Source organism: Flavobacterium chungbukense, assembly GCF_020805785.1.
GTDB lineage: Bacteria > Bacteroidota > Bacteroidia > Flavobacteriales > Flavobacteriaceae > Flavobacterium > Flavobacterium chungbukense.
The window spans coordinates 23883-38301 of the sequence record NZ_JAJGZV010000005.1 but is presented as its reverse complement, the minus strand read 5'-3'; the positions used below and the strand labels follow the sequence as shown (position 1 = coordinate 38301).

Annotated in this window: 9 protein-coding genes; 2 read left to right on the top strand and 7 right to left on the bottom strand. The window is 32.5% G+C overall.

The annotated features are described in order from the left end of the window. Positions 1 to 53 precede the first annotated feature (53 nt). From LL966_RS15655 to LL966_RS15645, 3 genes are all read right to left on the bottom strand, one after another. The gene (locus LL966_RS15655) at positions 54 to 2297 is read right to left on the bottom strand and encodes a CDC27 family protein (protein WP_229354550.1); all 2244 of its coding nucleotides are present in this window, start codon (positions 2295 to 2297) and stop codon (positions 54 to 56) included. A 90-nt stretch (positions 2298 to 2387) separates the two neighbouring features. Beyond that, the gene (locus LL966_RS15650) at positions 2388 to 5084 is read right to left on the bottom strand and encodes a carboxypeptidase-like regulatory domain-containing protein (RefSeq protein ID WP_229354549.1); all 2697 of its coding nucleotides are present in this window, start codon (positions 5082 to 5084) and stop codon (positions 2388 to 2390) included. Positions 5085 to 5131: 47 nt separating this feature from the next. Continuing rightward, positions 5132 to 6019, bottom strand: coding sequence for a GLPGLI family protein (locus LL966_RS15645; RefSeq protein ID WP_229354548.1), 888 nt, complete (start codon positions 6017 to 6019; stop codon positions 5132 to 5134). Between the two features lie 214 nt (positions 6020 to 6233). Here LL966_RS15645 and LL966_RS15640 point away from each other — a divergent pair, with 214 nt between their 5' ends. Together LL966_RS15640 and LL966_RS15635 are read left to right on the top strand one after the other, a co-directional pair. Beyond that, complete coding sequence (locus tag LL966_RS15640) at positions 6234 to 7049, top strand: hypothetical protein (RefSeq protein ID WP_229354546.1); 816 nt, start codon at positions 6234 to 6236, stop codon at positions 7047 to 7049. Beyond that, a complete protein-coding gene (locus tag LL966_RS15635) occupies positions 7049 to 7663 on the top strand; it encodes a deoxynucleoside kinase (protein ID WP_229354545.1) in 615 nt (204 codons plus the stop codon). The genes LL966_RS15640 and LL966_RS15635 overlap by 1 nt, the downstream gene beginning before the upstream one ends. A gap of 108 nt (positions 7664 to 7771) precedes the next feature. Here LL966_RS15635 and LL966_RS15630 read toward each other — a convergent pair whose 3' ends face one another. From LL966_RS15630 to LL966_RS15615, 4 genes are all read right to left on the bottom strand, one after another. Continuing rightward, a complete protein-coding gene (locus LL966_RS15630; RefSeq protein ID WP_229354544.1) occupies positions 7772 to 10321 on the bottom strand; it encodes a sodium-translocating pyrophosphatase in 2550 nt (849 codons plus the stop codon). Positions 10322 to 10434: 113 nt separating this feature from the next. After that, entirely contained in the window at positions 10435 to 10965 is a 531-nt protein-coding gene (locus LL966_RS15625) for an inorganic diphosphatase (protein ID WP_026983866.1), read from the bottom strand. Positions 10966 to 11076: 111 nt separating this feature from the next. Further along, positions 11077 to 11676: a DNA-3-methyladenine glycosylase family protein gene (locus tag LL966_RS15620; protein ID WP_229354543.1), complete on the bottom strand. Its 600-nt coding sequence runs from the start codon at positions 11674 to 11676 to the stop codon at positions 11077 to 11079. 240 nt (positions 11677 to 11916) lie between these two features. Then, a complete protein-coding gene (locus LL966_RS15615; RefSeq protein ID WP_229354542.1) occupies positions 11917 to 14418 on the bottom strand; it encodes a DUF5686 and carboxypeptidase-like regulatory domain-containing protein in 2502 nt (833 codons plus the stop codon). Between the last annotated feature and the right edge of the window lies 1 nt (position 14419).

Sequence of the window (14419 nt, the reverse complement as noted above, 5' to 3'; positions counted from 1 at the left end):
TAAAAATGGCTGTCTACTCAGACAGCCATTATATTTTTTAGGATTATTTTATTTTAGTAAGTTCCGTTCTGCATTTTAGTTAAAACTTCTTTAATCTCTTGTGCGGTTACTTCGTCTGTACTTGCATCTAAATATTTTACCGCTAGTGCTTGAGTTTCTATTGCTTTTTGTTTTTGCCCATCTTTATAATACAGCTGAGCAAGTGTATCTAAATAATATGGATTATTTTTAGTTACTGCCAAACTATATTCAGACCATTTTATAGCATCTTTCAAATAGTTTGCATTCATTGGATTTTCTACAACTGTCCAAGCTGCAGAATTGGCTGTACTAGAATGATATTCTTTAAACGAATTCCATCCATCATAAGAATAACTTGAACTAGAATCTAAACCAGAAAACATTGCATCTAATTTTTCAATTGGGCTCCCGCCTGCAAGAGCTGAATCAAAATAAGTATTAAATTCTTTTAAATACGTTGTATTAGAACCGTCATTTTCTTGAAGTTGACTTAGATAGTAAAAGTAATTTCTGTAAGCATCAAAGTTTCCTTTTCCAGATGCAATGATCTTTTTATAGACAGAATTGATTTTATCCTTATTTACATCTCCCGTTAAACCATCTTGAGAAGCGTAAAGATTCTGCTGTAAAGCATTAGAAACTTCTGAAACTGCATTATTAAGAGCATGAATTTCTCCTTGTTTACTATTAAATGCTGTGCGGTTGTTTTCTATTTCTTCAGAATGTTTCAACAGATAATCAATCGCCAAGAAATCGGTGTCATTTAAGATTTTATCTTCATTAAAAAGCTGCTTTGTAAAACCTAAATTCTTGATTTCTTTAACAATAGTTTCTGCCAAATACATGTTTACCTGCTTATCTTTTTGATGTGCTTCGATTAACTTTTTCCAAGCCTGTGAGACTTCTTTTTTGTCTAAAGCTGTTTTTGTAATGACAAATTCGGTCGAATTGCTAGCATCTACACTATATTCAGCGTCATAATCATAAGCAGATTCTAACGCTGCCGCTTTGTTAAAGGCATTAATTAAATCTGCATCTGAAGCTTTTTTATTCTTTAACGCGTTATTTAAAGAAACAAAAGCATTTGCTCTGAGAAGTTTACGATAGAAATCGCCATAATAGTTAAATTGATATTTTTGCGTTTCTAAGTCAGATTTTGCAATAGCCAATATATTTCCCTGTCCGTTTACAACAACAACACTTGGATTATTTGCAATTGCATTGTTTTTTAGCCATTTTTTATCATCGGCTCCAGCCAAATAATAATTAAAAACATCATAAATAGGATTATAGCCATCGTACATACTATAACCTGTTTGCGTTTCCTGATCTTTCACAAAAAAATCAAAACTTTCTTTTGCGTTTTTTTTACTATCTACGTAAACTCCCAAAAACTTAGTAGTATTCGATTTTTTAGTTTCTGAAATAGCCTTGTTTAAATTACTTTCAATCTTTAATTTAAAATTATATTGATTGTAGGCTGGTGGAGCTATTGTAAGATCTGTAGCAGTTGCAACACTATCAACAACCACTCCTGCTCCATAATCATAACTTGAAGTTTCTTTTCCTGGATAAGTCCAATTTGAAACGGATTTGCTTTCAAGCGGAATTACTTTTGAAGTTTTCTTAACTGGCTGAGGATCTTTTTCGTTGGTAAAAACCAAAGGATTTACTCCTGATTTCTCTGAAATTCGCAGCTCATTCGCATTTTTATCAAAGAAGCCGGAAATTTTTAAATCTCCTAAAACAGCTAATTCATAAGTAATAGTAACTTCTGAAACATCTTTTGGAAGTTCATATTTATAAACATCACTTTTTCCATCATATTCTTCATAGACTAAATACAAAAAGTCTGTTTTTTCAATCTCAAACTCTAAATTATTTTTGACCCATTCTGGATCTTGTTTGGAACGAATATCAGTAAGCCTTTGATACTTAACCTCTTCTTTTCCTTTTTGTGTTCCAACATAAAATGAATAGTACGATGGATCTACAAAATTTACTTTTATATTTTTAGCTTTTTTATCTATTTTAAAAGCTAGATCGAAACTATTTCCTGATGGAGTATTTTTAATAAATAATAACGAGTCTCCTTTTATTGCATATTCTCCTGAATAAAATACCAGTTCATATTTGTTATCGTCTAATAAATTCAGCTTAATTTTTTGACCTTTATTGTTTGACAAGTAAGTACCTTTTTCGATGCCTTTTGTTTGAGAAAAAGACGTAAAAACTGCCAAAGTAAATAGCAGTAGACTCCAAATAAAATTGCGCATAATATAAAAATTTGGCTGTTAATATTGATGTAAAGATATTCCATTCATTCCAAAATCATATGTCTTTATTTCAAAAATCAGCCAAATGTCTTATAAATTGTATTTCATTGAAAAGATAATATAACGAGGCTGAACTGTATATTGCGAAACTCTTGTAGAGAATTGCGTAAAGTTATCATCGTTAAGATATCTTGTATTTAATAAATTGGTTGCCGCCAATTTGTATTCCCATTTACTATTTTTCTTTTGATAGATTAAACTGGCACTTAAGAAATCATATTCATTATCAACCGATTTATCTCCATTGTAATAATGATAAAATTCGTACTCAGATACAAAAGAAAAACTATCTAAAAAATAGTAATCCAATCTTGCAAAAGGTTTATCGGTGTAAAAAGTAGAACCACTATATTTATTAATCAAAAGGTTGTATCCAAATTCAATATTTGGCAGTTTTTTGTAATTTGTCGAAGCCCTTACTGTATAACTCTGTACAAAACTTTCTGTTGTTCTTTGTTCGTTATCTTGAATGTTGTTGAATTTTGACCAGTTTACACTTCCATTTACAGAAGCTTTATAGTTTTTCAAAAATGAACGTCCGTAAGCTCCCATTCCAGAAAAAGTTTCATCGGCTAAATTGGAATTATAAGGAACCGAAGACTGATTAATTCCATCAAAATCTGCTTTCGTTTTAATGGCATCCACTTTTCTTGTATAAGTTGCATTGGCAAAAATATTTTCAAAATTGAACATATTGTACTTGAAATAACGAAGCGAATGAACCTGTGAAGTTGCATTTTCCAAATAACGATTTCCTCTAAATAAACTACTGTAATTAGACAAAACATAACCCGCTGCCAGCTGATTAATATCGGTAAAATCATTTGTTAAAGAGAAATTATATGTCAATGTCTCTGATTTTTTGATTTGATATAAAGCAAAGAAATCTGGCAGTATTTTAGTGAAATTTTGAGAATAATCTGTTCCTAGCTGTCCGTTCGCCATTTGATAAGTATGCAGACTTACACCTGGTGTCAACGTAAATTTTCCTGTGAGTATTTTATAATGGAAACCTACGAAAGCATCATTAAATCTGTAATCTACATCATTATTGTTTTGGGGATCATTCAGATCGTTTCTATCTCCATTATCTAACATCTGAAAAATATGAGAATTGAAATTTTGATAAGAATACGTATTTCCTAATGTAATATTGAAATTACTTTTTGGCGTTACCATATAATAGTAATCCAATTTTGCATCCAACTTATTAGTTTTTACAAAACGATTCTGATTGTAATCATTTCTATTTTGATTTGGAGTAAACCCTGATAAAACATCCTCATCAAAAGGAGCTGTCTGCAGATTGGCATTATAAAACGGATTTTCGTCCTGATATAAGTGCTGCATTTCAAAAGCAAAGATATTTTTAGCGCTTTGGGTATAATACAAACTCAAATTCTGATTAACAGAAGTCGGATCTTGCTTTTTAGTTGTAAAAATATCTTCTGAAGTGGCGACATTCTTCACAATCTGTTCTCTAAACAAATCTGAATATTCTTCTTGTTTAGTCAATTTGGTTAAGATATCATAATCAAACTGAAATTTGTCATTGGGCTTGTAAGTTGAACTTAACTTAAAAAGTCCCAAATTATTTTTCTGGCTCGTATTTTCGTTACGATTGTCCTTATTGCCAGAATCCAAAATGGTAGTCTGCGATTTGGTTTCTAATTGTGTTTTTGAGGTAGAAAGAATTCCAAAACCGCTTAAATTCCAAGCTTTATTGACCGAATAAGCAAAGTTTGTTGCACCAAATTTGGTTTCAATTTCTTTTGCTCGATTATTTCGAAGCAGCGAAATTCCTAAATCGTTAGAAGATACATTAAAGCTGCTTCCTCCTTTTTTCATCATATTTTTAAATCCGCCTGTAAACTTAAAATAATCTTGTGCAGTCAACGGCAATTCACCAATATTATTAAAATTGGTAATTAAATTGATACTGTATTTCGGACTGTAATAAAATAGCTTCGGGTTAATGATGTAGCGGCTATCCAATTCTGCAACACCAATTCCTGCCGTTACATCTCCAAACCAAAAGTTCTTTTTACCTTCCTTCAATTTAATGTTCATTGCCACATTATCCTGATCGTTCTCAAGGCCTTTTAGTTGGCTTACTTCATTGTAATTTCGTAAAACCTGAATTTTATCAATAGCATCTGCAGGAATATTTTTGACCCCTAATTTGGTATCTCCATCAAAAAAATCTTTGCCTTCCACCATCAATTTACTCACTTTTTTTCCTTCTACCTCAATTTCTCCATCAGCATTTACCTCGACACCTGGAAGTTTTTTCAAAACATCTTCTAACTTCTTTTCTGTTCCAGATTTAAAAGAATCAGCATTGTAAACAATTGTATCTCCTTTGATTGAAACAGGCATTTCACGAACAATTTCAACACCTTCAAGCTCAATTCCTGCGCCATCTAAAACAATATTTTGGGTCATGTTTTCAGATTTTGTGGCAACCGGAATTTCTTTAGATTTCATTCCGAGATAACTAACCTTAATCGTATAAGCCGTATTTGGTTTTAAGGTCAGCTGAAACTTTCCTTTATCGTTGGTAATTCCGTAAGAATCCATAGCTTTTGTACCATTGTTAATCGCCATAATATTGGCCATTTCCAATGGATTTTTTTGTTCATCTCGAATAAAACCATCAAAACGAACACTTTGAGAAAAGCATAAAGAAGTAAAAAGTAAGGCAAAAATAAAAAGCGTTTTATTCATTATCAGAATATTGGAGTTTGGCATTTAAACTTTGAAATTTTAGAATTTTATCTTCCCATTGGTGGCGGTCCACCAGCACGGCCACGATTCATCTCTCTAAATTCCTCCAATTTTTTAATAACCGTCTCGTCATATTCTTTCTGAGAAATTACTTTTCCTTTCTTAGAAGGTTTTATTTCTACTTTATCTTTTGCGTTCAAAACTACTTTAGAACATAAAATAGTTGTTGTTCCATCGTTAATTTCTAAAATTAAACCAGGAAGTCCCCAATAATTTTCTGGCCCTTGATTAACCGGAATTTCGGGAGTGTACCAAGCGGTTACCACGATTTCCTTTGGAATTTCAAAATTGTCTGTAAAATTGGTTTTGGTATCTCCAGAAGTTTTTTTCGCTTCATCTTTCTTATCGTCGTTGTTTTTAGGCCTGAAATTTCTGAAATCGGATTTACTAGCTACTTTTACTGCAGTTGCTTTATAACAATTATAACCGCCGATTTGTTTCGTTTCTTGTTCTAATTTCCAATTTAATTTTGGCAGAGAATCGACAACAAGAAATTCCTTGCCCATAAATTCTTTATCAACTGTATACGATTTTGTTTTAACATCTTTATAAAACGTTCCGCCACCGCCTGTTAATGAACCAAACATTACACGAAAACCACCTTGCTGTTGACCTGGCGCTTCTAATTTTTCTTCTTCTTTATAAATAGAGGCCGATTTATCAAAGTTTAAAACGAACGTTTTTTCGAGCATTTTTTTCATACGCTCTTCCATGCTTTTCTGCATTTCTGGGGTAATGTCTCTGTTTCCGCGCATTCCTTCAAACTTTGGCGCCTGCGTTTTTGACTCATAAACAGCCATTCCTTGAAAATCTTTTTGAGCCTGAATTTGTAGAGAAACAAGCATCAATGTCATATAAAAAAATAATTTCTTCATTTCATTTTCTTTAAAGTGAGTAAATCCGAGAAAACTTACATTCAAATGTATTACTAATTTTAAAATCCTAAAAATTAAATATATTAACTGCTAAAGGATATAGATAGAACCGACTATTTTTTAGACTATTAGAATAAAAAAAGGTTTAAGCGTCAAAATTGATTTTCTAATAAAGGTTTTTTGTAATTTGGTACTCTTATAAATCCATTTTCTAATGTCTAAAAAAGTGCAAAAGCTTATATTTTCTTTTCTTATTTTCTGCACTATAAATGCGGTTTCTGCCCAGAATTCAAGCATAAGCCCTACTTTACTTTCGCATTTTAAAAATAACTCAGATGAATTTTTAGGCTTTGATGCATTTGGATATTCTTATCAAATTAAAAACAATGTTTTTAGCAAAGTAAAAGACAGCGAACTTTTTGAGTATAAAAATGTTTCTTTAGGAAAAATTACCAAAGTCGATTTACAAAATCCATTAAAAATAGTATTGTTTTACGAAGATTTTAATAGTGTTGTTTTATTAGATAATCAGCTAAATAAAATGACTGAAATTAATTTCTCTCAAAATCCAACACCAATTGTAGTTACAGCAATCGGAATGTCAACGCAAAATCAGATTTGGATTTATAACACTTTAAATCAACAAATTAGTCTTTTTGATTATTTAAAAAACGAATACAAGACCGTTTCCATACCATTAACAGAGCCTATTAAATATTATCAAACTGACTTTAATACTTTCATTTGGATTGATAAAAAAAACAACTGGTACTCTTGTGATATTTTTGGAAAAATAAGTTTATTAGGCAAAATAGCTGATTTTGATAAAATTGCAATTGTTAGTTCTTCAGAATATCTTTTTGCTAAAGATAATTTATTGTTTTTTAGGGGAATTGACAAATCAAATCCAAGCACGGTTTCTGAGATTAAAATTTTAGAAAAAACCTTTGACAATTTTTATTACAAAGACCAAATTTTATCTATTTTTACAACTACAGATATATCAAATTATAAAATCGTAACACCGTAATGCACATAGCAATAGCAGGAAACATAGGCGCAGGAAAGACTACTCTGACCAAATTATTAGCGAAACATTTCAAATGGGAACCTCATTATGAAGATGTAGTTGATAATCCGTACTTAGATGATTTTTACCATCAAATGGAGCGCTGGTCATTTAATCTTCAAATTTATTTCCTGAACAGCCGTTTTCGTCAAGTGCAGCAAATCCGTGAAAGCGGTAAAAAAATCATTCAAGACAGAACGATTTATGAAGATGCGCATATTTTCGCTCCGAACTTATATGCAATGGGATTAATGACAAGTCGTGATTTTGAGAACTATACTTCTCTTTTTGAATTGATGGAATCGTTGGTAAAAGCTCCAGATTTGTTGATTTATTTAAGAAGCTCTATTCCAAATTTAGTAGGGCAAATTCATAAACGCGGACGCGAATATGAGAACTCGATTTCTATCGATTATTTAAGCCGTTTGAACGAAAGATACGAAGCGTGGATTCAGACTTATGCTAAAGGAAAATTATTGATTATTGATGTTGACAATATTAATTTTGTTGACAATCCTGAAGATTTAGGAGACATCATTAATAGAATTGATGCTGAATTAAACGGTTTGTTTTAAAACACGAATTACACAGATTTACACGAAATAAAAAAATGCCTCTAAAATTATTTAGAGGCATTTTTGTTTTAAGAAACTTTATCAAAATTTAATCTTTAAAAAGTTATTTTATTGTGCAGCGTTAATTTTTGCTTGAACTTCTTCTTCAGTTCCTTCATAAACTTCTGTAGTAGTTTTACCATTTTCAGTTTTGGTAATCGTTCCCGTAGCTTTGCCGTTTATATTTTTAACCTCAACACGAACAGATTTTTTCTCATATTTGCTGGTATCAAAACAATCTGTTTTTTGATAAGGTTTTCCATTTTCATCAAAGTGAGCTAAACATTTAGCCGTTTCTTCTGGAGAACAGCCTTTTTCTTTACACATTTTAATACATTCTTCTTTTGTTATTTTAGACAGATCGCCACATTTAGAAACTCCTCCTGCATGTAATTCTGTTTTAGCACAGCAAGAAGTTTTTCCTGCAATATCAGAAGGTGTTTTTCCTTCACCCAAAATTGGCGCAATTACCAATCCTATCAAACAAGTTAATTTGATTAAAATGTTCATTGAAGGTCCAGATGTATCTTTAAATGGATCTCCAACTGTATCACCTGTTACGGCAGCTTTATGTGCATCAGAACCTTTATAAGTCATTTCACCATTGATCATAACTCCAGCTTCAAAAGACTTTTTAGCATTATCCCAAGCACCTCCAGCATTGTTTTGAAAAACTGCCCAAAGTACACCAGAAACGGTAACTCCAGCCATATAACCTCCTAGCATTTCAGCAATCAACTGATTATTATCGGAGTAGACTAATTTGCCTAAAAGAACAATTAAAATAGGAAATCCAATTGTCAAAATTCCTGGAAGCATCATTTCGCGTAAAGCGGCTTTTGTAGAAATTTCAACACATTTTCCATATTCAGGTTTTCCTGTTCCTTCCATAATTCCAGGAATTTCCTTGAACTGACGACGCACTTCGTACACCATATCCATCGCTGCTTTTCCAACAGAATTCATCGCTAAAGCGGAGAAAACCACAGGAATCATTCCACCGACAAATAACATTGCTAAAACTGGCGCTTTAAAAATATTAATACCGTCAATTCCAGTAAACGTTACATACGCAGCAAATAAAGCTAAAGAAGTTAAAGCTGCAGAAGCAATTGCAAATCCTTTTCCGGTTGCTGCAGTTGTATTTCCTACTGAATCTAAAATATCGGTTCTGGTACGAACTTCTTTTGGTAATTCGCTCATTTCTGCGATTCCTCCAGCGTTATCAGAGATTGGTCCAAAAGCATCTATTGCTAATTGCATCGCAGTTGTTGCCATCATTGCAGAAGCCGCTAATGCAACCCCATAAAACCCTGCCAAAGCATAAGAAATCCAGATTGCTACAGCAAATAAAATTACTGTTGGAAATGTAGAAATCATTCCTGTTGCTAAACCTGCAATAACGTTTGTTCCTGCTCCTGTTGAAGATTTTTGAACAATTGCCAAAACGGGTTTTGTCCCTAATCCTGTATAATATTCTGTTACTGATGAAATAGCTCCACCAACAACCAATCCGACTAAAGTTGCATAAAAAACACGCATTGAGGAAATGGCTTTTGATCCTTCACCAAAAAAACTCATCTGCATGGTTTCTGGAAGCATATATTGTACTAAGAAGAAACAAGCGACAGCCGTTAATAAGATAGAAGCCCAGTTTCCAATATTTAATGCTTTTTGCACTTGCGCTTCTTTTGCATTATCGTCTGAAATTTTCACTAAAAGTGTTCCTATAATCGAGAATATAATTCCGAAACCAGCAATTGCCATTGGAAGTAAAATTGGACCAATCCCGCCAAAAGCATCATTAATATTTCCGCCCATATCTTTTATGACATAGTTTCCAAGCACCATTGCGGCTAAAACCGTTGCTACATAAGAACCAAATAAGTCAGCGCCCATACCTGCAACGTCTCCAACATTGTCTCCAACATTATCTGCAATTGTTGCTGGATTACGAGGATCATCTTCTGGAATTCCAGCTTCTACTTTACCCACTAAATCGGCTCCAACGTCAGCGGCTTTTGTGTAAATTCCACCTCCAACTCTAGCAAATAAAGCGATTGATTCTGCTCCTAACGAAAAGCCCGCTAAGGTCTCTAAAACAACCGTCATAGTCTCGGTATCTTTCCAAACTCCGTCAGAAAATAAATGAAAGAAAATAATAAAGAATGATGTTAGACCCAAAACGGCTAAACCTGCAACGCCTAAACCCATAACTGTTCCTCCTCCAAAAGAAACTTTTAACGCTTGCGGTAAACTTGTACGAGCAGCCTGAGTTGTTCTTACGTTTGTTTTAGTTGCTATTTTCATCCCAATATTTCCAGCATAAGCTGAAAATAAAGCACCAAAAATAAAGGCAATTACGATTAATAAATGTGTTTTAACTCCTGGAATAAATGTAATTCCTGCCAAAGCTAAACTGGCAATAATTACGAAAATGGTTAGTAATTTATATTCTGCTTTTAGAAAGGCTAAGGCTCCTTCGTAAATGTAATCTGAAATCTCTTTCATCTTACCGTCTCCAGCGTCTTGTTTTAAAACCCAAGTCCTTTTTATTCCCATGAAGAATAATCCTAAAACTGCCATAACAATTGGCAGGTAAATCATAAATGCATTCATAATATTTTAATGGTTTTGGTTAATAGTCAACAATCTAACTGAAACGAATTTAAACAAAAAAGCAATACTCCTGACGGCAGTATTGCTTTTTTTATAATAGAAAAGGGTATAAATTATTTAATACTAAATAATCCCTCTGGTTTATTTTCAATATCGTTAAAACGTTTTGTACATTCTGCAATAATTGCGAATGCCTCGTTAACGTCTCCCCAACCTTCAACATCTACTTGCTTGTTTTCAAGATCTTTGTATACTTGGAAGAAATGCTCGATTTCTTTCAATAAGTGTCCATTAATATCTGAAAGGTCATTTAATGAATTCCAGATTGGATCTGAAACTGGTACACAAATGATTTTTTCGTCTGGTCCTTTATCATCTGCCATATGGAAAACACCAATTGGTTTTACTTCAATAACACATCCAGGAAAAGTTGGTTCGTTTATTAAAACCAATACATCAAGAGGATCACCATCAAGAGCTAAAGTTTCTGGAATAAATCCGTAATCTGCTGGGTACATCATTGAAGAGAATAACATTCTGTCGAAACGCATTCTTTTAATTTCAAAATCGTACTCGTATTTATTTCTGCTTCCTCTTGGTATTTCGATTAATACATCGAAAGTCGTTAATTTGTCTGCGGTCATTTTCGTTTTTTATTGTTTCTATAATTTCGGTTGCAAAAATAACTAAAGAATCCAGTTTTACAATAAAAAACAAGGTTAAATTATCCGCATTAGAGTTTAAAAAACAAGCATTTAATAAGTTATTGTTCGATTTCTTTTCTTGAGGTAATAATGCCAGAGCAAATAAGTTGCATAAGATCGATACGGACTCCATTGTTCAGCATGAATTTGCATTTCTTGCTTATCATGAATATCAAGCAATTCTTTTATGGTATTAATTACTGCAATATCTCCCAACGGAATTAAATCGGACTCTTCAAGACAGAACATTAAATAGATATCAATAGTCCAATTTCCGATACCTTTTAGTTTAATTAGTTCTTCTCGAACTTGCTTTGCAGATTTTAAAGCTAAACTTTCAATATCTAATTCTTTACTTAAAATTGCCTCTGCTAAAATCTTAATATATTTTGTTTTTTGACGGCTTACTCCGAGATTTCTAAATTCTTCATCTGAAAGAACAGCCATTGTCTCAGGATTGCAAGTGGTATACGATTTTATTTTTAAAAATGTAGCTTTCGCCGAATCGATAGAAACTTGCTGTTCCAGAATTAATAACACTAAAGTTTCAAAACCCTGCGGACGCTTTGGAATGGGCGGCAATCCATACTTTTCGATTATTTCCCGAAATATGGAATTTTTATTGGTTAAGAAATCGATAGCTTCTTGCATTACTTTCGTTTTTAAATCTATTTCAAAATTAAATAAAAAAGTATTTAGTAAATGATAGTTTTGGTTTCACGCAGATTTTACAGATTTAAGCTGATAAACGCAGATTAAATAATTTAAAATTGTAAAAATAAATCTGCTTAAATCTGCAAAATCTGCGTGAAAAAAAATAAGTATAAAAAAAGTCGCAAAGAATATAAACCTTTGCGACTTTGTAATTTTGAATCTTTGTGCCTTTTCTAACTAGAAATAAAACCCGAAAGATCCTTTTATGGCAAATTTATGTGCATCTGGCATATCTAAATAGTTTCCTCTCCATGAAAAATCAAGACGGAAAACTTTGAATATATTTCCAATTCCAGCGTTATATTCCCAATACACTTTTTCTGGAGCATTATATGGCAATCCCGAAGCATTAATGGCACGGTTAGCATCAGAAATAGTTCCATGAACTGCTCTAACTCCAATAAATTCTCTCCAATTCAATTTTCTCATAAATGGAATTCTAGCGAACAATCTTCCACCAAAATCATGATTCCATTGCAAAGTTGTATATTGATCGGTAACGAACTCGTAGAAATTCAAGTTACTAAACGTATTTTCAATTGTAAAATAAGTCTGGTTACCCGGAATCACACTCATTAAACCTAACGGAATTGTTCCGAAAGTTTTTCCTGTTTCCAAAATAATATTAGATCTTCCTAAAGGTCCGATTATAATAGGTTGTTTGTAAAAGATCTGAATTTTTTCGTAAGCAAAATCACTGTCCATAACTCCTTTTAGACCGTAACTAAAATTAACAAAGAAATGACTAAAAGGACTATCAACTAAATCTCTTTCAACACCATAACCAATGGTTTTTCGGTTTGGCATATACTCAAACTGAATATTTGCTTCGGACTGTTTTACATCACTTTTTATAACTCCCGTAGGATTTGTAGCGCTTGGCAAAGTCGTATAATAATCTAAGCTAAAAGTTTTTGACGCCGATTCTAACGTTCGATATGAAAGTCCTGCCGAAACTACAAAGTTCTTTTTGACTTCCATTTCAACAGAAACGTTACTCAAATTAATGTTGGTTAGCTTTCCATTACTTCCCGTAGTGAATAAAGCGGAAGATGCAAAACTTCGTCCCAAGACGTCATTTGTTGTGGTTAAGCTAGCTCCAATTTGTTCGATATCACGCCTATTTCCTCCAGAGATAATAACTCGATTTTTCTTATCGACCATCCATTTTCCAGAAACTCCGTATTTGAATTTATTATCATCAAATCCATAAGCCGTATAAGCTTGTATACGCCAAGGATCATTTGGACCGAAATATGTTCTTCCTCCAACTCTCAATCGCAAACCTTCTACTTCATTATAACCAAAAGTAGAGAAAATTGGTCCGTAATCGAAGTTTTTAAATTCGACATAACCACTGCCTAAAATGGAGACGAGATTATACAGCTGCTTAAATCGCTTGACGGTTTGCAATGTATCGAGCATTTTATAAATACCCGCTTCGTCTTTATTTAGTTTTTCAAAACGATTTTCTTCCCAGAATTCAGGCGGTCGATCATAGACGGCATTATCTATAAAATTGACTTCTTCCTTATAAAATTTATCAGGTTTCTGAATATTGAATTTATGATTACGATACAGTGTCGTTCGTTTTCCGTAAACTCCTTTTGATTTTTCTTTTTTATTTAAAGCAAAATCAGACATCATATAATCGCGCGTTAAAAGGAAAACTGAATCGTTTTCTACTTCAAACTCCTGTTCGATATAAATATCTTTTACCCAGTTAATATTGGCACTTTTAGTAACGCCCATATTAATTTTCTTGATGGCAAAAGTGGTATCGTTAACCCAAAAATCTCCTTTAAAAGTTAATTCGTTTTTACGTCTTGGATAAAAAACAATATTAAAACACCATTTTTTGTCGATATACGCACTGTCTTTTAAGACATAATTATAGACGTCGATTCCGGTTTTAGAAAGCGGACTTGTAAAACTTTTATCAAAAAATTTAAGGTGATTGTCGTAAATATTATAATCTGAATAAAGGTCTTTTACGAAAGATAAAATCTGCTGATTTCCATTAAAACCAGACATTTTATTTCCTGTCAAGTTTTCTTTTACCTTCTTTAATTTATTATCTCCGTAAACATCATAAACAGATTCGTTAATGAAAATTGGAAGATATGTTTTTCCCGTAACATCTGAAGTATCAACATGATTGAAGACAAATTCCATTCCTTTGAAAAGTTTGTTTTTCATGAAGGCACTATCAATAGTATTCATGTCAAACTCTACTTTTTCATACTTCTGCATTTGATATTGATTGAATTGGTAAAGTCCGTTTTTACGCTTTCTTTCCCATATTTTTCTCAAAATATCTAATGCTGGATTGTTCTTTTTAGAAGTCTTTCCTGTAAAAATTACAACTTCATTCAATGCTTCGGCTTCACCTAAAACAATTTTGAAATTATAATTAACTGCTTTTTCTAAGGGAATTTCTTTATCTGAAAATCCTGCCGAAGTAACAATTAAAGCCGTATACGTATTTGGCGATTCTAAGTAAAAACGACCGTCTTCATTAGAAACAATTCCAATATTTGAACCTTTAAAAACAACATTTGCAAAAGGTATTGGTTGATTAGACTTGTCCAAAACAATTCCACTCACTTTCGTTTGTGCAGTAGCAATAGTCGCAAATGCGAATACAAAAAATAGGCTGAGTAAAATTATTCTTTTCATT